The sequence below is a fragment of the Anatilimnocola aquadivae genome, assembly GCF_049819085.1.
In the GTDB taxonomy this organism is placed as follows: domain Bacteria; phylum Planctomycetota; class Planctomycetia; order Pirellulales; family Pirellulaceae; genus Anatilimnocola.
The window spans coordinates 4,945,939-4,967,611 of record NZ_CP187419.1; the positions used below are offsets into that span (position 1 = coordinate 4,945,939).

General features: G+C 58.8%; 19 protein-coding genes. 10 read left to right on the forward strand and 9 right to left on the reverse strand.

Annotation, left to right across the window (positions count from 1 at the left end; genetic code table 11):
- Positions 1-58: 58 nt before the first annotated feature.
- Both NA78x_RS19545 and NA78x_RS19550 read right to left on the reverse strand, forming a co-directional pair.
- On the reverse strand, positions 59-766 hold the full coding sequence (locus NA78x_RS19545; RefSeq protein WP_425614054.1) for a DUF6690 family protein: 708 nt from the start codon (positions 764-766) through the stop codon (positions 59-61).
- Between the two features lie 138 nt (positions 767-904).
- Positions 905-1,324 carry a hypothetical protein gene (locus tag NA78x_RS19550; RefSeq protein ID WP_425614055.1) on the reverse strand — a complete coding sequence of 140 codons (420 nt, stop codon included), beginning with the start codon at positions 1,322-1,324 and terminating at the stop codon, positions 905-907.
- A gap of 54 nt (positions 1,325-1,378) precedes the next feature.
- Between NA78x_RS19550 and NA78x_RS19555 the strand changes: the two genes are divergently transcribed.
- The gene (locus tag NA78x_RS19555; RefSeq protein ID WP_425614056.1) at positions 1,379-2,584 is read left to right on the forward strand and encodes a THUMP-like domain-containing protein; all 1,206 of its coding nucleotides are present in this window, start codon (positions 1,379-1,381) and stop codon (positions 2,582-2,584) included.
- Between the two features lie 6 nt (positions 2,585-2,590).
- Here NA78x_RS19555 and NA78x_RS19560 read toward each other — a convergent pair whose 3' ends face one another.
- Positions 2,591-3,676: a phosphotransferase family protein gene (locus tag NA78x_RS19560; RefSeq protein ID WP_425619466.1), complete on the reverse strand. Its 1,086-nt coding sequence runs from the start codon at positions 3,674-3,676 to the stop codon at positions 2,591-2,593.
- A gap of 218 nt (positions 3,677-3,894) precedes the next feature.
- Here NA78x_RS19560 and NA78x_RS19565 point away from each other — a divergent pair, with 218 nt between their 5' ends.
- The gene (locus NA78x_RS19565) at positions 3,895-5,400 is read left to right on the forward strand and encodes a Mur ligase family protein (protein ID WP_425614057.1); all 1,506 of its coding nucleotides are present in this window, start codon (positions 3,895-3,897) and stop codon (positions 5,398-5,400) included.
- Between the two features lie 499 nt (positions 5,401-5,899).
- Here the strand turns inward: NA78x_RS19565 and NA78x_RS19570 are convergent, their stop codons facing one another.
- The 4 genes from NA78x_RS19570 to NA78x_RS19585 all read right to left on the reverse strand — a co-directional run bounded on the left by NA78x_RS19570 (position 5,900) and on the right by NA78x_RS19585 (position 11,533).
- Positions 5,900-6,769: an acyl-CoA desaturase gene (locus NA78x_RS19570; protein WP_425614058.1), complete on the reverse strand. Its 870-nt coding sequence runs from the start codon at positions 6,767-6,769 to the stop codon at positions 5,900-5,902.
- 350 nt (positions 6,770-7,119) lie between these two features.
- The gene (locus tag NA78x_RS19575; protein ID WP_425614059.1) at positions 7,120-8,577 is read right to left on the reverse strand and encodes a DUF1501 domain-containing protein; all 1,458 of its coding nucleotides are present in this window, start codon (positions 8,575-8,577) and stop codon (positions 7,120-7,122) included.
- Between the two features lie 20 nt (positions 8,578-8,597).
- The gene (locus tag NA78x_RS19580; RefSeq protein ID WP_425614060.1) at positions 8,598-9,308 is read right to left on the reverse strand and encodes a hypothetical protein; all 711 of its coding nucleotides are present in this window, start codon (positions 9,306-9,308) and stop codon (positions 8,598-8,600) included.
- Between the two features lie 1,475 nt (positions 9,309-10,783).
- A complete protein-coding gene (locus tag NA78x_RS19585) occupies positions 10,784-11,533 on the reverse strand; it encodes a hypothetical protein (RefSeq protein ID WP_425614061.1) in 750 nt (249 codons plus the stop codon).
- 339 nt (positions 11,534-11,872) lie between these two features.
- Between NA78x_RS19585 and NA78x_RS19590 the strand changes: the two genes are divergently transcribed.
- On the forward strand, positions 11,873-13,447 hold the full coding sequence (locus NA78x_RS19590) for a PQQ-binding-like beta-propeller repeat protein (protein WP_425614062.1): 1,575 nt from the start codon (positions 11,873-11,875) through the stop codon (positions 13,445-13,447).
- A gap of 433 nt (positions 13,448-13,880) precedes the next feature.
- Here NA78x_RS19590 and NA78x_RS19595 read toward each other — a convergent pair whose 3' ends face one another.
- Both NA78x_RS19595 and NA78x_RS19600 read right to left on the reverse strand, forming a co-directional pair.
- Positions 13,881-15,605, reverse strand: a complete 1,725-nt coding sequence (locus NA78x_RS19595; protein ID WP_425614063.1) for an SMP-30/gluconolactonase/LRE family protein — start codon at positions 15,603-15,605, stop codon at positions 13,881-13,883.
- 36 nt (positions 15,606-15,641) lie between these two features.
- On the reverse strand, positions 15,642-17,135 hold the full coding sequence (locus tag NA78x_RS19600) for a sulfatase (protein ID WP_425614064.1): 1,494 nt from the start codon (positions 17,133-17,135) through the stop codon (positions 15,642-15,644).
- 179 nt (positions 17,136-17,314) lie between these two features.
- Between NA78x_RS19600 and NA78x_RS19605 the strand changes: the two genes are divergently transcribed.
- The 7 genes from NA78x_RS19605 to NA78x_RS19635 all read left to right on the forward strand — a co-directional run bounded on the left by NA78x_RS19605 (position 17,315) and on the right by NA78x_RS19635 (position 21,654).
- Entirely contained in the window at positions 17,315-17,479 is a 165-nt protein-coding gene (locus NA78x_RS19605; RefSeq protein ID WP_425614065.1) for a hypothetical protein, read from the forward strand.
- Positions 17,480-17,610: 131 nt separating this feature from the next.
- Entirely contained in the window at positions 17,611-17,967 is a 357-nt protein-coding gene (locus tag NA78x_RS19610; protein WP_425614066.1) for an STAS/SEC14 domain-containing protein, read from the forward strand.
- Positions 17,968-18,053: 86 nt separating this feature from the next.
- Positions 18,054-18,272 carry a hypothetical protein gene (locus NA78x_RS19615; protein WP_425614067.1) on the forward strand — a complete coding sequence of 73 codons (219 nt, stop codon included), beginning with the start codon at positions 18,054-18,056 and terminating at the stop codon, positions 18,270-18,272.
- A gap of 68 nt (positions 18,273-18,340) precedes the next feature.
- Positions 18,341-18,907, forward strand: coding sequence for an RNA polymerase sigma factor (locus NA78x_RS19620; RefSeq protein ID WP_425614068.1), 567 nt, complete (start codon positions 18,341-18,343; stop codon positions 18,905-18,907).
- A complete protein-coding gene (locus NA78x_RS19625; protein WP_425614069.1) occupies positions 18,900-19,274 on the forward strand; it encodes a hypothetical protein in 375 nt (124 codons plus the stop codon). Before NA78x_RS19620 ends, NA78x_RS19625 begins: the two co-directional genes overlap by 8 nt.
- Before the next feature lie 98 nt (positions 19,275-19,372).
- Positions 19,373-20,422 carry a type II secretion system F family protein gene (locus NA78x_RS19630; protein WP_425614070.1) on the forward strand — a complete coding sequence of 350 codons (1,050 nt, stop codon included), beginning with the start codon at positions 19,373-19,375 and terminating at the stop codon, positions 20,420-20,422.
- 23 nt (positions 20,423-20,445) lie between these two features.
- Complete coding sequence (locus NA78x_RS19635; protein ID WP_425614071.1) at positions 20,446-21,654, forward strand: hypothetical protein; 1,209 nt, start codon at positions 20,446-20,448, stop codon at positions 21,652-21,654.
- Positions 21,655-21,673: the final 19 nt, after the last annotated feature.

Consider the following 21,673-nt stretch of genomic DNA (forward strand, 5'->3'; position numbering starts at 1 on the left):
CGAGGCTGCAGTTCTCCCTCGCTCACGCGTCGGGCTACTTGCAGGCACTCAAATCCAGTTACCAGATTCGCGGCCCAGGGGCATTCTGCCCGCGGGGTTGCTCGGGCTCTTTCGCTGCCGAGACCGGCGTCGAAGGCCCAGGGCGATGCAAGTCGACAACCAGCTCGCAGCGGGCATTGGGTGCCGCTGAGCGCACGACGGGCAAGTGATTCACCTGGGCCATGCTCGTCTTGCCGGGGCCAGCGGGAGCCTGATAGAGACCCGCAGCAACGGTCGGGACGGGTCGCAAGCTGAACTTGTTCATCAGGTGGGTGATGATGCGACTTTCGTCGCCGGTCATGCCGGTAAAGGTCACGCGCTGCAATTGATGGTGCTTGTCGAAGTAATAAGTGAGCGAGCCCGCGACATCTTGTGGCTGCACGCCACTGACGAGTGCCACGCGCATGCCCATTTGATCGGTTTCGCCCAGTACGGTGCTGACGCGCGACCAGCGTGAAGTGACCCAGACCGGGCTGATATCGAGCCGCAAGGCTTCTTCGATGCTCACCGGCGGCAAGCTTGGTCCTTGATCGAGCGGCAAGGGCGGCGGCTGGCTCTGGAACCAGCTGTAGCTGCCAGAACCGGCGGTCGGACTTGCTTCGCCGCTACCCGAGAGGCGCTGCCACTCGGTGCGCGCGGTTTTGGACAGCCCTTCGTCGAACATCACGTACGGTACGACGATCGCGGCTCCAAGCACGATCAAGAACAGCATTCCCCGATTAAACATCGTGGCAATCTCTGGGCTGCAGAGCGGACAGTTTTCTACGCAGACGTTTCTACGCAGCGGCGGAGGCATCGCGGCGGCAGCACCCCGTTTCAACATCGACGGGTTCAGGCACAAGATTTGAGATTCGGTGCCGACTCGTTACACGTCATCTATGCCGTACTGCCGCACCAGATCGGCGACGGTCAGCCCTAGCAGAGCGGCCGCATATTCTTCGTCGCTGTAATAGGCGGCCCGTTCGGTTTGCCATTCGATCTTGAGCGAGTGCATCAGCTGCTCGACGCGCTCGGGCGAATACTTGCGAACCAATTGTCGCCGCAGCGCGGTAAACTCATCCTGTTCGCTCGCTTCCGCCACCGTGGGCCAATGAGCGAGCAAGTGACCGGGATTATGCTCCAGCACCTTGGCGCGGCAACAAGCGGCGATGGTCGGCAGTTGCAAATCGGCAGCAATGGCGGCGGCCAGAACCAGCAGGCGATCTCGCACCAGCGGACGTTGCCTTTGCGCAGCAGTGCGCGCGAGATGCAGGTACATTCCGAGGAGATCGACGGGTGACTTCATGCCGCGTATGATCCTACGATTTCACACGGGCGGCAATCGGGCGATGGGAATTGAATGACGGCTTACGACCTTAGCGATTACGAATGGCTCGCCTCCGAAGCTGCCGCGCCTCTCTTGCGTGAACTGCAGGAGAAACTAGGAAACGGTGGGCAGGTCGATGTTCGACTGGCAGCCAGTTTGCGTAAATCGCAAAGTGCCTCGCGCACGCATTTATTGCTCGAACAAGTGGAATTGCGCAGCCGCGCGCGAGCGAAATTTTCGCAACCCGAGCGAATGTTCTTCACGCGGAAGGGCCTAGAGCAGTCGACCGACGAGGCCATCGCGGGGGTAAAGGCCAAACGGTTTGCGACAACTGCTGACTCAATGAAAGTTGCCGATCTGTGCTGTGGAATTGGTGGCGACCTGCTGGCTCTGGCTGGATTGGGCGTCGCCCACGGCTACGATTCGGATGCAGTGAGTGCTTTGTTCGCCGCTCGCAATCTCGAAGTGCTGGGACGCGAGACAAGCCGCGCGTTAGCTACGAAAGCGGCAGCTGATTCGGTGCAAGAGGCAACTGCGTGGCACATCGATCCCGATCGTCGTCCAACCGGCGAGCGAACCATTGAACTGGCTGATTACGAGCCAGGACCAGAATTCCTCAAGCAATTATTGGAAGCGAATGTGAACGGCGGTGTAAAAATTGCCCCAGGCGCCGATGTTCATGAGCGTGAATGGACTGAGTGTGAACGAGAGTGGCTGGGGAGCCGAGGCGAATGCCGTCAGCAGGTGCTCTGGTTTGGCAAATTGTCCATGAATGCTGGCCAGCATGTGGCGACGGTCGTTGATGCTGCTGGCAAGGCAACATCGTTCGCGGGCGATGAATCCACGCCGATCACTCCGGCCGACAACATCGCTGCGTATGTCTACGAGCCCGATGCCACGGTGCTCGCCGCGCATCTGGCAGGTGCGTTCGCTGAACAACACGAGCTAACCGGGATCACTTCGGGCGGAGGCTATCTCACCGGTGATAAAGAAATGTTTACTCCGCTCCTCGCGACCTTCCGCGTTCGCGATGTGCTGCCCTTTGATGTAAAGAAACTGAAGGCTTACTGCCGGGAGCGAGATCTCGGGCAACTCGAAATCAAGAAGCGAAATGTCGAACTCGAGCCCTTTCGCTTGCGGCGCGAGATCATGGCAAAAGGTGATGAGGCCGCGGTGATTTTTATTACGCCATTTGCTGGCGGCGTGAAAGCGATCGTTGCTGATCGGATCGTTCGATAACCATTCCTATTGCTGAATGGTTTTTCTTAACGACAACCAATTCGCTTGTTCGCCCAGTGTAAACAGCCGTTCGGCAACATCGACCGCTGCTGTCTTGTTGGCCGCAGTGAGATAGTCCACCGGACTCTTGCCGTGAACTCGCGCGACCAGGCAACCGGCGAGATTCATCGCTGCCCGATGCTCCAGTGAGCACAATTCTTCCGAGGTGAGCTTGATTTGCATTCGCTGAACATAGCTCTGCCAAAAGGAATCGATCAGTTTCAAAAAGCCCGTTCGCCCCTCAGGAAGGTGAATCGACTTGAGCGTGAGATGCGTGAGGAAGAAGCCGAGATCGAAGGCCGGATCACCGTAGTGCCCCACTTCGAAGTCGATAAGCATCACTTGCAGCCGAGCACCGGCGGCTGTTACGAGCAGGTTCTTGGGACTGAAGTCGCCATGCACGAGAGCATGACGCTCGTTCCAGGTGTTTTCGATCAGTTGCTGCAGCGGTTTGGCAAACGCAGGGTACTGCTGCGCCGCATGTGCGTAATACGGTTCCAATCGCAATTCGCGAAAGTACGTTCGATCCTCGAATTGCTCGGCAATAGGCTGGGCGTGCCAACTGCCCGCATGCAACCGGCCGAGCAAGTCGCCACAGATGGTTGCCACGTCGCGTGAAAGTTCACCCGCGAGCAATTGCTCCTTCCAGGTTCGGCTTTCGGCAGGTGCCGCCGTCATCGCGTAGGCGTACAGTTCGCGATCGACCCACAAAATCTGCGGCAGCAAATCTGATTCGCCCCCGAGCAACGTGTGAGAAGCATTCAGCACATCGACTTCGCGCCAGATGCGTTCGATGCTGCAATGCCAATCGGCTTGGACGCGCAACTTGCCGCGAGCCTGCTTCACGACGTAGCGCTGGCCAGCTTCTTCTTCTTCTTCGATGAGCAGTACGACGTTCGAGACACCGCCGGAGAGTTCACGTACGCGCACCGCGAGCGGACTGGTGATTTTTCCACTTTGAAAGAGAATGGCAGCCAGGTTGGATTCTGTGAGTTCAAGCATGCGGGGCGGAATGGCGAAACAGAAATTACTGCCAGCGACACAGGCTAGCATCTTCACGACGAATCCTCGTTGCGCCAATGAGTTCGGCTTGACCTTTTGTCCGAAATGCCAACAATTCTCTTCACTGCTCAAGCAGTTGTTTTCACCTCACCCGCGAGTGTGAACGCCGCAGATACCGGAGCCAGGAAGGCAAAGGACTGGGGCGACAACAACGGCCCAAGCAACTCATTCTGATCGAGGCAAGTCATTCCAAGGCAAGGAGGCCTGGCATGAGTGTGACCCAACAGCGCGCGAGCGTATCGCTCAGCAATCTATTTCCCGCCGCGCGTTTGACCCGCGGCAACATCACGGTTCATGCGGTTTGCACCGCTGCCGACCGTTGCCAACCCGGCGATTTGTTCGTCGGCGTGGTGACCAGCGAAGGCGATTCGCACGACGATGCAGCCATCGCGATGGCGAAGGGTGCTTGTGGCGTGCTGACCGAGCGACTGTTACCGCTCAATGTGCCGCAGTGCATTGTGGAGGACACTCGCGAAGCGCTCGGGCGAGTTTGTCAGGCTTTGGCCGGCAACCCGTGCGACGAGCTTCGCACCATCGGCGTTGTAGGAACCCGTGGCAAAACGGTGACCAGTTTGCTGCTGGCCTCGATGCTGGAAGCTGCCGGCGAAGCTGTCGGCGTCGTCTCGAGCATCGGTCTGAGCGATTCGATGGAACAAGTGGTAACACCCACGTCCACGCCTCGCGCCCCCAAGCTGGCCCATTGGCTGGAGCGGATGACGATTGCCGGCGCACAGTCGGCCGTCGTGGAACTCTCCAGCAAAGCACTCGCTGAAAGACGTGCGGCGGGCATGGAATTCGACGCCGTCGTTCTGACAAATCTCAAACGCAGCGAACAACCTTGGCACGGAACGGAAGAGAACTTCCGTAAGGCGAACCTGCGGGCCCTCGACATGCTCAAGCCGGGCGGTTTCGCAGTGTTCAATGCCGATGATGTCGACAGTGAACAAGCCTTGGCAGATGTCGATTTGCCGGTGCTCACGTTTGGCATGATCAGCAGTGATGCCCAAGTCACCGCGACAGTCATCGAACGCTGCCCCAGCGAACAGACTTTTTTACTGCAAGCAGGCAGCGAGTCGATCCCAGTTCGTACGGCGATCATCGGCGACCAGCATGTACAAAACTGCCTGGCTGCTGCTGCCACGGGGCTGGCCATGGGCATGGATCTGGCCACCATCGTTCGCGGCTTAGAAGCCGTGAAGCACGTTCCCGGTCGCTTGCAACGCATTGAGTGCGGTCAGGACTTCAACGTGTTTGTCGATTCGGCTCGTTCGCCGGAAGCGCTCGCCGCCAGCTTGCGAACGCTCCGTCAGGCTGGGACGGGACGCATCATTTGCGTCATGGGCTGCGAAGGTGGCAAGAACAAGGAACTGCGCCCGCGCATCGGCCACGTACTGGATCGTTGCACGCAGCTGTCGATCATCACCAGCGATGATCCACGGCACGAACAACCGCTGCAGATCGCTCACGACATTCTCGATGGCCACGAACGGCCTCACTTGACGCACACCATTCCCAACCGCGCCAAGGCAATTCGCTTTGCTCTGGAATCGGCCCGTCCGGGCGATACCGTGATCATCGCCGGCAAGGGCGATCGCTGCTTTCAACGGATCGGCAGTGGCAAGCAGCAGCACGACGACTGCGAGGTTGCTCGCCAATGGCTGTATGCCCAGGCCGAACCTGCCCCCACTCGTCCCCAATTGCGGATCTTCCGCTAACTACCGTTCAAGGTGGCGCTAGTAGCGATACCAGCGAAAAAACCGCCAAATTGCGATTGCTCTGGTTCCCGACGCTTGGTAATACTCGCCCCGCACTGGAGCAAATCACTCCAATAAACCACTGGCCCGAATCATCACCTTGCCAGCGAGCGAAATCCAGCACCACGAACAATAGAAAGCTTCATCGTCCGTCATTCGTTTGCGGGAATGAATGACAACCCTCCCTCCTGGGTCGAAGCAACCAAGCTTAGGCGAGCAGTTTCTGGGTCAATTGCTCGTCCGAGCGCTTCACGATGAAGCTTTCCGACTGGCGGTCGAATTGGGTCACACCAATTTGCCGCCAGGGAACACGCGAGGCACCTGTTCATCGACAGGTGCCTCGCTTTATTTCTTGGAAGGGTCAGGAAGATCCTCTCGGCGGAGCGAGAGGACTACGGTAAAGGTCCTCTCGGCGGAGCGAGAGGAATACGGTGGAGAGGGGTACTCTGCGGGAAGAAATTTATTCGGCAGCGGTGGAGGCACGCTCTTCGCGGCGCAGGTGGCGGGGGGGAACGACGCGCGTGGCGAGGCCCACAAATTCCATGCCACGAATCGTGTAGTAAGTGATGTCAAATTCCCACCAGCGATGCTGGACACTAGCGCTGGCGGGGTCGTGATGGTGGTTGTTGTGCCAGCCCTCACCTGCGCTGACCAGCGCTACGAGCCAGTTGTTGCGGCTATTCTCACCCGTGCCGTAGTTGCGATAGCCAAACGTATGAGTCAGTGAGTTCACGCTCCAGGTGATGTGCCAAACGGCAACCGTTCGCACGATCACACCCCACACGAGCAGGCTGAGGCCAAATTGCAGCCCGCCATCCCAAGTGCCGGACATTAGCCGCCCCGCAAATAGGCCAATGAGGAAGTACGCGACGGCATGCAGAAGGTAGACAATGCCGCCCCAAACAGGCCGCTTCTCGAGAAAGAAATAGAAACGGTCGTTCAACAGGTCGCGGGCATACTTTTGATACACGGCAATGTCGTGCACGCCGGGAGTCTTGCGAAATAACCAGCCAATGTGCGACCAGACAAAATCATCGAGCGGTGAGTGAGGATCACCCTCTTCGTCCGAATGAGTGTGGTGCAAACGGTGCGTCGCCACCCAACGGGTCGGCGTATCTTGCATGCAACAGAGTGCAATCGTGGTGAGCGTGTACTCGACCCACTTAGGCACGGCAAAGCTGCGGTGAGTGAGCAGCCGGTGATAACACAAATTGATGCCCAGATTGCCGTACACATGCACGCCGACAATCATCGCCACCAGGCCAGTCCACGAGAAGAGCCACGGCACCAGTGCGAGCAGTGCGAGCAGATGCAAGGTGACAATGGGCACGAGATAAGCCCAGAGTATCGCCCCTCGCTGCTGAGACGCGCGCAAGGGAGAGTTTACGAGCGTGCTCGGAAGTACTAAATCCTTGGGGAAGGACATCCTGCTACCTGATCCAATCAACCCGCGCCGGCAAAGTTTGCCCAAACATCCTCGACTAACATTTCCATGCCACGCTTGAGCGTTAGTCGTTTTGGCCCGCTGACCTCTGGGGATTATTCCTATTTATGACCGCAATTCAAGAGTTTAAGTTCCACGTTTTCCAGATTGTGAACTTAAATCTTGGCGCAATCCTGCGCGAACGGTTACTACGAGCAAGCAGGGCACAATTGATGCCAATCGCGGCGCAGCGACAGTTAGGCAATTAACTCGCGCATCACGCGGCCATGCACATCGGTCAGCCTGAAATTGCGACCTTGAAATTTGAAGGTCAGCCGCGCGTGATCGACGCCGAGCAAATGCAGCAACGTGGCATGCAGATCGTGAACATGCACGGCACCATCCACGATGTTGTAAGAGAATTCATCGGTCTGCCCAAACGAGAACCCTGGCTTAACTCCACCACCAGCCAGCCAAACGGTGAAGCAGCGCGGATGATGATCGCGACCGTAGTCGACGGCTGAGAGTGGACCCTGGCAATACACCGTGCGGCCAAACTCGCCACCCCAAACTACCAATGTGTCTTCGAGCAAGCCGCGCTGCTTCAGATCGGCGAGCAGAGCACCGGTGGGCTGATCGGTATCGCGGCATTGTGCCTCCAACTGCTTCGGGAGCGACACATGCTGATCCCAGCCGCGATGAAACAACTGCACGCAGCGAACACCGCGCTCGACCAACCGCCGCGCGAGCAAGCAGTGATAGGCATAGCTGCCGGGCCGCTCTACTTCGGGCCCATACAACTCACGGGTTTGTTTCGACTCCGTCGAGATGTCGACCAGTTCCGGCACGGCAGCCTGCATGCGGAAAGCCAGTTCGTACTGCGCGATTCGAGCCGCAATCTCGGGATCGCCCTGTTGCTGCTCTTGCAACTGATTGAGCTGCTGCAGATCGTCGAGTTCTTGCCGGCGCACGGCTCGCGACACACCGTTCGGGTTCGATAAGAACAGCACGGGGTCACCACCCGCGCGAAACTTGACTCCTTGATGCTTGGAAGGCAAAAAGCCACTGTTCCACAAGCGGTCGTACAAAGGCTGGTCGGTCGGATTGCCCGAGCCTTGGGATACAAGCACCACAAAGCCGGGAAGGTCCTGGTTCTCACTTCCCAGACCATACGAGAGCCAACTGCCGATGCTCGGTCGGCCTGCGAGCTGCGCGCCGGTCTGCAAAAACGTAATCGCCGGATCGTGATTGATGGCCTCGGTATGAACCGCTTTGACGAAACAGATCTGGTCGGCCTGTTTCGCGGTATGGGGTAACAGTTCGCTGAGCCAGGCACCACTTTGACCGTGTTGCTGAAAACGATACTTGCTGGCCGCGAGCGGAAAGCTCGCTTGCCGGCTGGTCATGCCCGTCAAGCGCTGCCCCTGGCGAATCGAATCGGGTAGTTCAGTCCCGGCTCGATCGCGCAGCTTGGGCTTGGGATCGAACAAGTCGAGCTGGGAAGGACCGCCCGATTGAAACAGATAGATGACGCGCTTGGCCCGCGGCGCGAAGTGCGGCAGAGCACCGGCTGGTGAAGCAAGGTTTTCCGCTGCTCTTGTTTCTGGCGACGAAAAAAGGCTGGCAAGGGCAGCGCTCCCCAACCAGCCTGATGTCGATTGCAACCACCGGCGTCTGTTGCTTGCGAAAGCCTCAGACAGTTGCTGGTGGTTCATGTGGCTTGCTCGCTAGAAGACTACTTATCTGCAGGCTTCTCTTCCGCTGGCTTCTCTTCGGCTGGTTTGTCTTCAGCAGGCTTGTCCGCTGGTTTCTCTTCGGCCGGTTTGGCTTCCGCGGGCTTCTCTTCTGCTGGTTTTTCTTCTGCTGGCTTCGCAGCGCCTTCGGCGGCGGGAGCGTCGCTCATGGGCGCTGGTGCTGGAGCAGCTTCTTCACCGGTGGTGGTGGGTGGGGCAGCGGTTTCTTCGTTGGCACCGGTAGGAAGTTCGGCGCCGGGCAGATCTTCGGCTGGTGGCTTCGCATTCTTGTAGTGCGTGTTGAAGCGGAGCTTATCGCCACTGCCGTAATACAGCACGGTGATGTAGTTGCGGTGAGGCATGCCGTACCACCAGTAGCACTCGACGGTGTGGTCCTTTTGAGTGTCGGTGTACCACGGCTTCTTGTTCAGAACCTCCTGGATATCTGCGGGCTTCACCAGCTTGGCGTCGATCTTCTCACCATCTTCGCCGGTAACCCCCTTGGCGTTCCGCTCGCGGAACAAATCCTCGATTTTGATGTAGGCCTCGTCGGTCGCAGGGGCGGCCATCGTGTAGTGATGGGCCAGCAGCAACAACACGATAGCCAGCAGGCCGAGCAAGATGCCCAGGCGAACCGGATTGGTCTTCGCCGGCTCCGTCACAGGACGAGTGCTGGGCGAAGTTGCAGGGGATGGGGCGGAAGCCTTACTCATGAGGAGCCTCGAAGCGAATCCAAAAAGCCAATAGAAGAAAGTAGATGGAGAGTACGGTAGTGGCCATGAGTCTAAATGGCCGCGCTGCGAATTTCCATCCCTGCGTCGCAGTTTTGGCAATGCAAACGAACATGGCCGGGTCAGCTGCGATGGTCATTCTGGCTAGTGAGACCTTGCCGGGGCGTAGCACTCGCCGCGGAGCGATGGGTCCGACCGAGAATGCAGAGTCACCCGTAGGCCTCCGATCTGCTCAGAGCTGGCGACCTGTCGTAGAGCTGCACGGCCGCGCGAGGCTATCCGTCCCGGAGGGATGCAGGCTGTAGCTGCGGGTAATCGTCGGTCGCTTTAGCGGGGGTGTTCAGTTGTGGCGATCATCCTGTCCGCCGCTCCCGACAGGGAAAGTCTGCGGTGTGCAGGGATTCATAAGCTGCCCGAAATGCACTGCGGGCCGCTTGGGCGTAACAACTCAAGCGAGAGTCGACATCGTGAAAGACGAACCGATCGAGCTTCACATTGAGTTGAGACAAATCCAAGCCGGCTTCGTTGGCAAGTTGGCGAATCGCGAGTGTTGCGATATCAGCCATTTCCGGGATTGGAGATGCGTGCAATTCACCCGATTGCCAATCCGTGAGCTCGACTTTAATCATTCCCTGGCTGTCTGATCGAGGATAGAGAGTCACCCGTAGGCCTCCGATCTGCTCGGAGCCGGCGACCTGTCGAATCAAGTAACTCGAACCGACTGCTCTGAATGTCATGAATACACTGGGAAAATAGGTTAACTAAATATATTAAGAATTGCTTGACAATGGATCATCATTTTGCGCCAATAGCGGGATGATTTGCAACACTTTATTAGAGCGAGCAAAGACGGGACAACCGCGCGCCCCGCCGAGGCCACCATTTGAGGCGATCTTGTCGCAGGCGTCGCTAACCGTCCATACGGGACGAAGGCGACGGGCTAAGCCGTTGATATTGTCCATTACATCTATGGGACTACATCCGCGGGACGAAGGCAACTTTTGTAGCCGCACCAGGATGATCTGACTTAGCTGCAATGGTTCGCAGGTTGCGTCGTAAGTGCTTGCCAGAGAGTCGCGAGTTAGTCGCCAGTTACGGACGATAACCTTCCATAGTGAGCAACACGGGCGTGCTACTCAAACGGTTATCAGCTGCCAAAACGGCAGTGAAAAGTGGTTATCAAACGGTTATCAAGAAATGGGCCAATAACCGGTTATCAGTGGACGGAAGTGGTGGAAGCAACGAAGTTTAGAGGGGCTGTTCAAATGCGAAAAAACGCGCAAAAAAGTTATCAAACTTGGGGGAGCCAAGGGCTGTTCAACGAGGCAATTGTAAGGGTGAACAAGGGAAAGCAGGCAACCGTAAGAAAAGGCGGAACGTGAAGCGACAAGAAGCGCACAAGGCCAGGTTTGAGCCTGGCCTTGTGGCAATGCGTGGAGTGAGTGGAGGGGAAGCGTTTAGTCTTCCTTCTTCTCTTCGTCCTTAGGCTTGGTTTCGATGGCGGTCGGAACGATGGCCTCTTCGGGCTTCTTTTCTTCGGGCTTGGGTTCGGGGGTCGATTGCTTTTGGGCGGTTTCAACCATGGTCTTCATTTCGGCTTGCAGGGCTTCCTTGGCCTTCTGCACTTCGTCGTTCATGCTCTTCTGGGCCTTGGCCAGTTCGTCGCTGATGTTCTTCTGCAGGGCGACTTGGGTTTCCTTCAGGTCGCTGGCGGCCTTCGAACCTTCCTGCTTGGCAGCGGCGATGGCGCTGGCGATGTCCTTGGCGCTCTCGGTCTTGGCAGCGGCAAAGTCAGCCTTGATTTGGTCCTTCAGGCTCTTGAGTTCGGCGGCGAACTGGTCGGCAGCTTCCTTCTTGAGAGCGGCGACCTTGTCGGCGGTGTCTTTGCTCAGACGCTTGGCTTCAGCGGCCACGGCCTTTTTGGCATCGTCGCGGAGCTTGGCCAGTTCGCCCTGCACTTGTTCGCTGAGCTTGGCGGCTTCGGCGGCGACAAGGGCTTGGGAATCGGTAGCGAGCTTTTCTTCGGCGGCAGCGACCTTGGCACCCAGATCACGATCGAGCTTGGCCGAGAGGGTGGCGTTGAGCGAGCCGTACAGTTCGGCCTGGCGGCGGGCGGCGCGGCGGCCAAAGGCACTGGCGGTGGAGGTATCGGCGGCCACACAGGCGACGGCGAGGGTCAGCGCCAGCGCAACGAAAGACTTCTTCATGGACAAACTCCTGGAGAGCAAAAAGGCGGGGTGCGAGGCGGGGGCGGCCACTCGCAAGGTTCGCTGCCGGCAAACGGCCGTTCAGGCGGGGCGTCCTGCAAATATACAATCCGCTTGAAGATAATTTGGCGGGGTAAAGACGTCTAGGAACGAGATGGCGATTCTGACGAATTTTCCGCTAAATGCGGTTGTCCTGGACGGGAGCATTTGCCCGGGCAGGGCGACTGCGAAGAATTGCCTGATGAATTTCGGTGAGTCGGTAAGTAGAATCAAAGGCTGATCGCCTGCGGAGCACGCAGGAGATTCTTATCTGTGTGTGGGAATGAAGGAATGACTGGCATGGCCAAACGCTGTGTAGGTATCGCAATTGCCGTAGTTGTCGCGATGGGCTCGCTAAGTGTCGAGCGCTGCTGGGCGCAGGTGACTTCGCGCGGCTTGATTGGCCCGGAATCGCTGGCTCCGCTGGGGCTGGAGTTGGCCTGGGCCACGACCATTGAAGTGGACCGCGGCAGCGATCGCGTGGTCGACGTCACCCAGTTTGTAAGCAGCAACCAGACCCAAACGATCTACGAATTTCGGTTCGACAATCAGCTGTATATGGTCTCGGAACGCGATCGCGATGCCTTTGGCGTGGTGCTCGGCCCCGAGGGAGCCAGGAAGAAGGCCGACCAATTATGGGCGGAAATCAAGCTGGAATATGCCACGCGCGAATTGCCGGAACCGACTGCTCCGCGCATCGAACAGCGCGTGGTGCCGGAAATCACTCTGTTTGCGACGACGCAGCGCGGCATGATCCACGCCATTGATGGCAACACCGGCAAGACGCGCTGGTCAACTTCGGTCGGCAAGAATCGATACCCCACCACGGCCGCTGGCGGCAGCGATAAGTACGTCGCCGTCGTCAATGGCTCAACGCTTTACGTACTGAGTGCCGTCGATGGCACCTTCGCCTGGTCTCGCCCGATTGGTGGCGCTCCCGGCGCTGGTCCGGCCGTCTCCGACGCGCTGGTGTTTGTGCCACGCATCAACGGGGCGACGGAACTTTACAATGTGGACGATCCCAAGCGCCCGGCCGCCGTTTACAAGGCTTTTGGCCGGATCATGGTGCAGCCCGTCACCTCGTACAACAGCGTAGCGTGGCCGACCGATGCGGGGCACTTGTATGTGGGCTTTGCCAACGAGACCGGAATTCGGTTCCGCATCGAGGCGAAGGATGGCATCGTTTCGAAGCCTTGCTTCAGCCCGTCTGGCAAGTTGTTCGCCACCTCGCTCGACGGCTACGTCTACTGCATCGACGAAGTTCGCGGCGATGTGCTGTGGCGCTTCACTACCGGTGAACCGATCGATATTTCGCCCGTGGCGATTGGCGACGTGGTGTATGCGATCTCGCGTGAGCACAACTTGTACGCCATCAACATTGCCGACGCCAGCGAGAAGTGGGTCGTGCCCGGAGTGGGCGGCTTTCTTTCGGGCAGCGACGAACGGCTGTACTGCACCGATGTGACCGGCAACATGCTGGTGATCGATTCGAACTCGGGAGCACTCCTGGGTTCGTTGCCCACTTCGACCATGACGCTGAAGATGCCCAACCTGCAAACCGATCGGATATTCCTGGGCCAATCGACTGGCTTTTTGCAATGCATTCGGCAGTCGAACCTGAAGTATCCCATGGCTCATTACCTTACCGATGCGAAGAAGAAGCCGAAGGCTCCGCTGCCAGGCGCTGTTCAGCCTGGCGCGCCACTCTTGCCTCCTGCTGGTGCGGTCGATCCCTTTGCGGATCCGGCACCGGGAGCACCTGCGCCGGCACCGATGCCTCCGCCAGCGGGCGCTGTGGATCCCTTCGCCGATCCGGCTCCCGCAGCGCCGGCTCCGAAACCAGCAGCGCCAGCGCCGGTGGATCCGTTTGGTTAGGGCGTAGGCCGTTGACGTAAGTCTGGATTTGTGGAAATGGTGGGTGTTCACAAACCCAGGGGGTTTGTGAACACTCAGGCGCGCCGCAACCGAGAGATACGGTAGGTCGCGTTCACAAACCGGCCTGGTTTGTGAACAAAGTTTTCCCCGCGAGCGGATCGGATTGAAGACTTGGGGCGGTGGCGAGATGAGAAAAGGTGGCCGGCAACAAGCGGTACTACGGCGATGTTCCGGCATGAAGTGCAGGCTGGCCGCAGCTAGTGCAAAAGCCAATAAACCACCGCCGCAGGGGCGGTGGCGAGATCAAGCTGCTGGTGGCTCGCCCACTACTATCGGGGCGTGGCTGGCTTGATGCAGGCTGGCCGCCGCTAGTGCAAAAGCCAATAAACCACCGCCGCAGGGGCAGTGGCGAGATGAAGCTGTTGGTGGCCCACTACAGTCGCGGCGTGGCTGGCTTGATGGGCGGCTGAAAGGCGTTCGCGCCGCTGACCTTGACCTTTCGCTTGTACACGCGGTCGCCACAGGTGGCGTAAACGGTGTCGAACTTGTCGCCGGCAAAGCACAGGTTCGAGCACTTGCCGTTAGGCGTCGGGACGATGCAGTTGACGCGGCCAGGTTGGTCGCAAATCTGCAGCCCCATCTTGGTGGCGACCCACAGCCGGCCGTCGCGATCGCAGCGCATGCCGTCGGCACCGCTGTCTTCGGCCGTATCAGGCACGTGCAAGTGATAGTACTTCTGCTTGTGGGCAAGATCGCCGTTGGCCTGAATCTGGTAGCTGTAGACCCAGTGCGTGCGACTGTCGGCAACGTACAGCAGCGATTGATCGGGGGACACGGTAATGCCGTTGGAGAAGATCAGCCCGCTGTCGACGACCTTCTTCTCACCCTGAGGGCTGATGTACCAGATTTGGCTTGGAGCTTTGCCGTCCCAACCAGGCTGCGTGACGTACAGGCTGCCATTGTGGAGGGCCACGATGTCGTTGCCACGAAAGCCCTCGGCGACTACTTCGGCCTTGCCTTCAGCGCCGTACTTCACCACTTGCTCTTTGCCCATCAGCACCGCATACAGCGAACCATCGGGGCCGATCGCTTGTCCATTGGAGCGACTCGAGCCCTCGATGAAGGTTTCAATCTTGCCACGGATGCCAATGCGATAGGTCTTCTCATTGGGAATGTCGTTGAAGAAGATCTCGCCCTTGGTATTGGCCGCGGGACCTTCGGTGAACTTGTAGCCGTCGCCGACGAGTTGCCAATCTTCGCCGGGGATCAGGATCTCTTTCAGCTGGGGCGAGCCGAGGCCCGCCTTGATTGGTTCGGGGTAGTTCTTCCAAAGCCAGCGCATGGCATCGGGAAACACTTCGGTCCCGTGCTTGCCGTTGTGACCGCCATCGCCCCAGACGTGATCGACTTCGTAACCGGCAAACACGAGCGAACGTTCCAGAGCCTGATTGGCCATCCACCAGTCGCCGCCGTAGATGTTCAGGTCTGCGCTACCATCCTGCAGAAAGATCCGCAGCGGCTTGGGTTCGACTTTGCGCACCAGTGTGCTGTACTCGTTGCCGCCGCGCAGACCGACGTAAGTGCCAATGCCGCTAAACACGCGGCTGAAGGCATCGGGTCGTTCCCAGGCAGCGGTGAACGCGCAGATGGCTCCGCTGCTGGAGCCGCCGATTGCGCGGTCGTTGCCGTTCTTCGAGAGCTTGATAGCGCGGCCATCGGTGGCGGTCTGCTTCTCGACGTCGGGTAGCAGTTCTTCCAACAAAAACCGAGCGTAGCCATCGCCGAGGCCGTCGTATTCAAAGCTGCGATTGAAGCGATCGAGCGCTTCGCCATTCAAGGCCTTCACTCGGCCCGGCTGGATGAACACGCCAATTGTGACCGGCATCTCTTTGGCAGCGATCAGCTTGTCGAAGACCTGCGGCGCGTTCCACTGCACGCCGTCTTGATTCACATAGACGCAGGCGGGCTTCTCGGCCGTGTATTGCTGCGGAATGTAGATCCAGTAGTCTCGCGTGGTGCCGGGAAAGATTTTGCTGTCGGCAAACGTGAACTTCAGCACTTCTCCCTTGGGCGGCTCTTGGGCGTGACTTGCATTTGGTGTGAGCGTGGCGAGCACTGCTGCCAAGAGCAGCCAGAGGGAATGACGGGCGAGTCTCATGCGAACGAACTTTCAGCGGGAGGGAACAAGGCGAGATTATTTGGCGATTTTGGCCGGCGACACATCCGGCGGAAACTGCTTGTGTAACGCAGTGCGAGCCGAATACAAGACGGCTTCATCGGCGGGAGTTGCGACGGTGTTTTCGAGTTCGAGCGGATCGCTGGCGTGTTCGTACAATTCGGCGGCGAGCACTTTGCCCGTCGACCAATCGCGCCACTCGGTATAACGAGCGGCCATCGTCTTCACGCTGTAGCCCATGGCGGTCGGCGTTTTGCTGGGCGTGCGGTCGTAGTAAGCCGGTCGGGGATGCTGCGTGAACGCGACCGACTCGCCGAGCTTTTTCGAACTCCGCAAACCGGGGCCAAGGTCTTTGCCATCGAGCTTTTGCTCGGTTTCGAGACCGCAGCTGGCGATGATCGTGGGAAACAGATCGACCAGTTCTACCGGGTTAGGCACCTTGCGATTCATCGCCTTCTTACCCGGAGGGACCAGGATGAACGGGACGTGCGCGTCGAGTTCGTAGCACGAGGTCTTGGCCCACAACTCGTGTTCGCCCAGGTGATAGCCATGGTCGCCGACGAAGACGATGAGCGTTGATTTTCCTAGTTTCAGTTCGTCGACAGCCGCCAGGAACTTGCCGACCTGGTCATCCAGGTAACTCGTATTGGCAAAGTATCCATGCCGCCATTCGGCGACATCAGCTTCGCTTAGCTGCACTCGTTTGTCTGGCGGGCCGAGCAACTCCTGCGCTTCGTGCTGAGCCAGATCGACGCCGTTCTTGGGTCGCCGCGGATCGAGCTTGGGCAACTGGTCGCGTTGGTAACGGTCCCAGTATTTCTTCGGTGCATTGAAGGGCGCATGAGGCTTCCAAAAACCAACGGCCAGAAAGAACGGCTGATCCTTGATTTCCTTGAGCACGCGGATTGCTTCGGCGGCCACGCGACCATCGAAGTAGGCTTCGTCCGGCACGTCGTAGCTGAACGCTTTTGGCGCGGTCGCATGATTCTTCAGGTCGGCGACTTTGACGCCCGGCAATGTGGGGACGTCGTTGCCGTGATTCGCGTAGTGCAGAAACTCCGGACCACTCCACGATTGCGGATCCCCTTTTACTTCCGTGTGCCAGTTGTGAAAGATCTTCCCCACATCGCGCGTGACGTAGCCATTCTTTTTAAAGACCTCGGGCAACGTGAGGACGTTCGGCTTGAGATCACGAAAGTGAGTACCATTGCACCACAGACCCAGCGAGTCGGGACGCAAGCCCGTGAGGAACGAAGACCGCGACGGATTGCACAGCGCCTGCTGACAATAGGCTCGTTCAAACAGCACGCCGCGCCGCGCAAGAGCATCGATGTGCGGTGTCTGAGCCACTGAGCCATAACAGCCCAGTTCCGGCCGCAGATCATCGGCGACAATCAGAATCACATTGGTTCGCTCGGGCTCGGACTGACCGCAAGCGACGCCCGCGGGCAGCGCCATGGCTGTGGCCAATACGAGTCCAAGACAGACGGCGAGAGGTCGATTCAAAGGCATGGTTCGATGACTCTGGGGGAGAACGGGCTATCGAATCCGGCAGCCTGTTATAGCAGTGCCAGCAGTCTCTTTTCCAGGATTGTTTGTTCTGCCGTGCGGCAAAATCGCGTGGCCCCGGGCGTTTCACTGCTACGATGCAGGGCGCTGATTTGTCCCCGCAGGTGTTCTAAGGAGTTCCGATGAAGATTCCCGGTAGCATTGGTATGATTCTCTTGGCCGTTTGGCTGATCTTGTTTGGTATCCTCACTGCCCCCTTCCTGGCGGTGCGGTTTACGAACAGCAACGACGTCCTCGCGATTCTCGCCATCGTTACGGGGGCCGTACTTCTCTGGCGACGTGGGTAAGGGACAGTTTCTTTACCGGCCACGTTCTACTGCTTCGTTGCTTGCAGTACACTCGCACCTAGCGATGTGACTTGCCGTTTGGGCGGCCACGGCAATTTCCGATTTGTTTCCTGCTGGCACGGAGTAGCGCCATGATTGAACCACTGGAACGAAGCTCTGGCAAAGTGCTGGGCTTCAAGATGTCCGGCAAATTGCACGACGCGGACTATCAGACATTTGTGCCCAAAATCGATGCCGCGATTGCCGGCCAAGACAAAATCCGGCTCCTCGCCTGGTTTCACGACTTTGCCGGTTGGGATACCCACGCCCTGTGGGACGACATCAAGTTCTCGACCACCCACTGCACGAAGATCGAGCGGATTGCCCTGGTCGGTGAGAAGTCGTGGGAAGCTTGGATGGCCAAGGTTTGCAAGCCTTTCACCATGGCCCAGATCAAGTACTTTGATGCTGCCGAGATCGATGCCGCCTGGAAATGGCTGGAAGAGTAAGTTGCCGCAGCCTTCAGGTTTGAACCTTCCGGTTTGCAATAGCCTCCCGCCGCTGACATTCTCAGCGGTCTGCTTTGAAAGACATCATGAGTAAGAAATCGCACGAACATGGCGACTCCCACCACAAGCACCCGCATTCTCCAGGCTGGAAGCCTCACCGCGACTGGCGCGTGTGGATGGTAGCCGCGATGTTGCTGGCGATGGCCATCTACGTGCTCACGCTGGGCGAATCGCTTTGGCCCGCCGGAACAGGACCCGATGCCGTCCCACCGGCGGTGCCCGCCGTCCCTGCAGATGCTCCGTAAGCTCGCCCATCTTCGATTTTCTGAAAAATCTTAGACAAACGGTTCTGGCAGGCGCATCATGTGGTCGCATGAGCGCGTCTAACGAGTTTGCCCAGAGCGTGCGGGAATGTACCGACCGGTTAGCGGTCGAGGGTGTTGCTGCGCTTGGGTTGCTCTTCGATTTGACTGCCCAAAGACTCGTGCGCTTCGCCACGACCATCGCCCGGCATCAACCCGATGCCGAAGACGCCGTGCAGGCTGTTCTCACCCGGCTGGCAACAAATCCCCAGCGAATTGCTGAGACAAATTGCCCGTGGGCGTACCTGCTGCAGATGGTGCGTAACGAAACGCTCGTGATCATGCGTCGGCAGAAGCGAGTTTCGACGGGCAGCAATCTGGCCGATCTGGCAACGCATTGCCCCGTTGATGAAGCCGAGCGGGAAGAGTCACAGCGGGCCGTCTGGTCGGCCCTGCGCACCTTGCCGGCCGAGCAGGCCGAAGTGGTGGTCCTCAAAATCTGGGAAGGAATGACGTTCGCAGAAATTGGCGCGATCCTGGAGTTGTCTCCCAACACGATCGCCAGTCGCTATCAGTATGGCATGACCAAACTGACCAGCCGACTGACGAAACAACCAACCCGGGTGCGTCATGAGTAATTCTCTTCCGGACAACGATAACTTCGACGACTGCTTCAGCGACGATTTCAGCAGCGTCGAATCACTCATTGCTTCTGCGGGAAGCTACGTCCGGCCGACAGAAGATCTTCGTCCGCGCGTGCTAGAAGAAGCTCGTACCGATCGAGCAGAACGGCGCGCTCAGGAACGAATCTGGCAATTGGCTCTGGCGGTAGTATTCGTGGGTCTGCTTCTCGGCAACGTAAACCTCCCCGCGAGAGAACTCGATGCCAACCTACCTACCACAGCCATCTCCAAGCCAAACGACGACCCCACGTGGAACACTGTCGACGCGCTAAGCGAACTGCGCCGCCGCCAGGCCACCATGCTGAGGCTCTCTGCCCTCTAAAGCAGAAGCATCGAGATTCTTAAGCAAATCGCGGCCGCCATTGCATCAGCACTGTACGGAAACGGTGCGATCCTTCTCTTGTTGTCAGCGATCTGCTTATGAAGCCGGCCACGTTGCACGACTACCTCGAACTGAGCGATCAGTTGGCCGCCTTGGCTGCCGCCGATGTGCCACTGGCAGGCGGGTTCGATGTGTCGTCGTCCGCTCTGCAGCAATCGCTGGCCGAAACCAACGCCGGTGTAGCTCGCCGAATGGCCGAGGGTCAGACGCTAGAACAAGCACTCGGCGCTGAGCCAAACATTCCTCCCGGCTATCGCAGCCTGATCGAAGTTGCCCTTCGCAGTGAGAACCGCGCGGCCGCTTTCGCTGAACAGACGCGCACCGCTCAAGCGGTCGAGCGTTCGGTCGATGCCTTGCAAGTCGCTTCGTACTACCCGCTCATCCTCGGCACGCTCGCTTACTCCGGGCTGATCGTGCTGTGCTTGTTTCTCATCCCGCGGCTCGAACAGTTTTATATCGACCTGCAATTGACCGGCGGCTCGGGGTTGTCTGCGTTGCGATTGCTTCGCGACACACTACCGGTCTGGGCAGTAGCCATTCCTTTGCTGGTCCTGGGAAGCTGGCTGCTGCTGCGACGTGCGCGGTTCTCTCGAGCCGGAACTGCCCGCGTCGCGCGTTGGACTTGGGTGCCAGGTATGACTCGAATTCTACGTGAGCAAGCCTGGAGCTCCTTTGCCGAATCGACAGCCAGTCTGTTAAAGGCGGGAATGCCGCTCAATGCAGCGCTGCCGCTCGCCGCCGACAGCCTCGCCGATCGCGCGGCGGCCAGCGATTTGAAGCAGTTGGCCAGTGAGCTGCACGCTGGCGAGGTTCCAGCAAGTTCTCTGCATCTCACCAATTCACTACCTCCGTTTCTCCGCTGGGCTCTGGTTCAAAGCGAGCCTACGATGCCGCGCGTCGATGCCCTGCAACTGGCCGCCGGCCTGTATTACGAATCCGCGGAGCGGCGCAGCGAGCGACTGCGCTCGCTCGCGCCGATTATTGCCAGCCTGCTTCTCGGCGGCGGTGTGACGTTGCTGTATGGTCTCGCTCTCTTCGTTCCGCTGGCTCAATTGCTGCAAACCGTGGCCGCTCCCCATCGCATCTAGCAAAGCACCTCGCAATACGAACCATGCCCAACTATCGCTATCAGGCCCTGAATGCCGACCAGCAACGCGTGAGTGGCGAAATCGCCGCTGCTAGTCTCGCGCAGGCCATCGTGCAGCTCGAAGCCCAAGGACTGACAGTGTTGTCGATCGCCGACGAAGTCGCCATCAGCGCGCCTGCTTCCGCGACGATCGGCTACGAACGCGATTTCGCGCTCGAAGCAACTCTCGACGATCAGGCTTTGCTGCGTTCGCAGCTGGCCCGCTTGCTAGAGCAGAGTCGAGAGCTGTTGCCGCCGCTACGTGCATTCGCGGAAGAGTTGCCTGCTTCGCGGCGTCGACAATTGAGCAAAGTGATTGAAACCATTAGTGCCGGCAATCTCGAGCAGGCCGAGAAGACGCTCCGCTCGTTGCCCGGTTACTGGATCTCGCTGTTGGGTTCGGCAGCGACCACACGCAACCCAGGCAAGATCCTGCGAGAGTTCCTTCGCGAATCGCAGCGGGCCGACGAGCTACGGCGGCAGTGGCTGCAGATGTTCTCGTATCCAGCAGTGATCTTTCTGCTCTCGACGGCGCTGCTGGTGTTCATTAGTTTTTTGGTCATTCCCACGTATCGCGACGTCTTTAGCGGCTTCGGCATCCGCGTGGGCTGGCTCACCGCGTTTGTCTTGTCGCTCGCCGAATGGATCACGAGCGGGCGGTTGCTCGTGGCGATACTCTCCATGGCTGCAGCGATTGCCCTGCTCGTTTTCAGCATGCGTCTTTTGCCAACTCGCAGCCGCGAATGGCTCGAAGATACAGCCTCCCGTTTTGGCGGGCGTTCCAATCGAGTTGCCAGGTTGGCCCAGTTCACAGCCGACCTACTCGAGGCAGAACTAGCCCCCGCGCCCGCCCTTCGTCTGGCAAGTCTCGCCACGGGCAGCAAGTCGACCGCTCGCGCTGCGCTGCGATTTTCTCAATCGCTGGCCGGCCGCAGCGAGCAGGCCGTCGCCAAAAATAGTCGCCTGCTCACACGAACCGTTCGCCATGCACTGGCCACACCGATGCCCAATGCGGCGCGGGTGAGGTTGCTGCGCGAAGTGAGCCTAAATCATTCGGAGCGGACGCGGCACCGCCTTTCGTGGACACAAGGGATCGTCGAGCCACTTGCGATTTTTGCGATTGGTCTGATGGTGGGCGTCACAGTCCTCGCGTTGTTCATGCCCCTAATTAACCTGGTCAGCGGACTCTCGTAATCGCTTTGTCGCCAGAGGA

Bases quoted from the DNA above. Each gene is read 5' to 3' on its own strand.
- NA78x_RS19545 (WP_425614054.1), bottom strand. From the start codon at position 766: ATGTTTAATCGGGGAATGCTGTTCTTGATCGTGCTTGGAGCCGCGATC.
- NA78x_RS19550 (WP_425614055.1), bottom strand. From the start codon at position 1,324: ATGAAGTCACCCGTCGATCTCCTCGGAATGTACCTGCATCTCGCGCGC.
- NA78x_RS19555 (WP_425614056.1), top strand. From the start codon at position 1,379: ATGACGGCTTACGACCTTAGCGATTACGAATGGCTCGCCTCCGAAGCT.
- NA78x_RS19560 (WP_425619466.1), bottom strand. From the start codon at position 3,676: ATGCTAGCCTGTGTCGCTGGCAGTAATTTCTGTTTCGCCATTCCGCCC.
- NA78x_RS19565 (WP_425614057.1), top strand. From the start codon at position 3,895: ATGAGTGTGACCCAACAGCGCGCGAGCGTATCGCTCAGCAATCTATTT.
- NA78x_RS19575 (WP_425614059.1), bottom strand. From the start codon at position 8,577: ATGAACCACCAGCAACTGTCTGAGGCTTTCGCAAGCAACAGACGCCGG.
- NA78x_RS19580 (WP_425614060.1), bottom strand. From the start codon at position 9,308: ATGAGTAAGGCTTCCGCCCCATCCCCTGCAACTTCGCCCAGCACTCGT.
- NA78x_RS19585 (WP_425614061.1), bottom strand. From the start codon at position 11,533: ATGAAGAAGTCTTTCGTTGCGCTGGCGCTGACCCTCGCCGTCGCCTGT.
- NA78x_RS19590 (WP_425614062.1), top strand. From the start codon at position 11,873: ATGGCCAAACGCTGTGTAGGTATCGCAATTGCCGTAGTTGTCGCGATG.
- NA78x_RS19595 (WP_425614063.1), bottom strand. From the start codon at position 15,605: ATGAGACTCGCCCGTCATTCCCTCTGGCTGCTCTTGGCAGCAGTGCTC.
- NA78x_RS19600 (WP_425614064.1), bottom strand. From the start codon at position 17,135: ATGCCTTTGAATCGACCTCTCGCCGTCTGTCTTGGACTCGTATTGGCC.
- NA78x_RS19605 (WP_425614065.1), top strand. From the start codon at position 17,315: ATGAAGATTCCCGGTAGCATTGGTATGATTCTCTTGGCCGTTTGGCTG.
- NA78x_RS19610 (WP_425614066.1), top strand. From the start codon at position 17,611: ATGATTGAACCACTGGAACGAAGCTCTGGCAAAGTGCTGGGCTTCAAG.
- NA78x_RS19615 (WP_425614067.1), top strand. From the start codon at position 18,054: ATGAGTAAGAAATCGCACGAACATGGCGACTCCCACCACAAGCACCCG.
- NA78x_RS19620 (WP_425614068.1), top strand. From the start codon at position 18,341: ATGAGCGCGTCTAACGAGTTTGCCCAGAGCGTGCGGGAATGTACCGAC.
- NA78x_RS19625 (WP_425614069.1), top strand. From the start codon at position 18,900: ATGAGTAATTCTCTTCCGGACAACGATAACTTCGACGACTGCTTCAGC.
- NA78x_RS19630 (WP_425614070.1), top strand. From the start codon at position 19,373: ATGAAGCCGGCCACGTTGCACGACTACCTCGAACTGAGCGATCAGTTG.
- NA78x_RS19635 (WP_425614071.1), top strand. From the start codon at position 20,446: ATGCCCAACTATCGCTATCAGGCCCTGAATGCCGACCAGCAACGCGTG.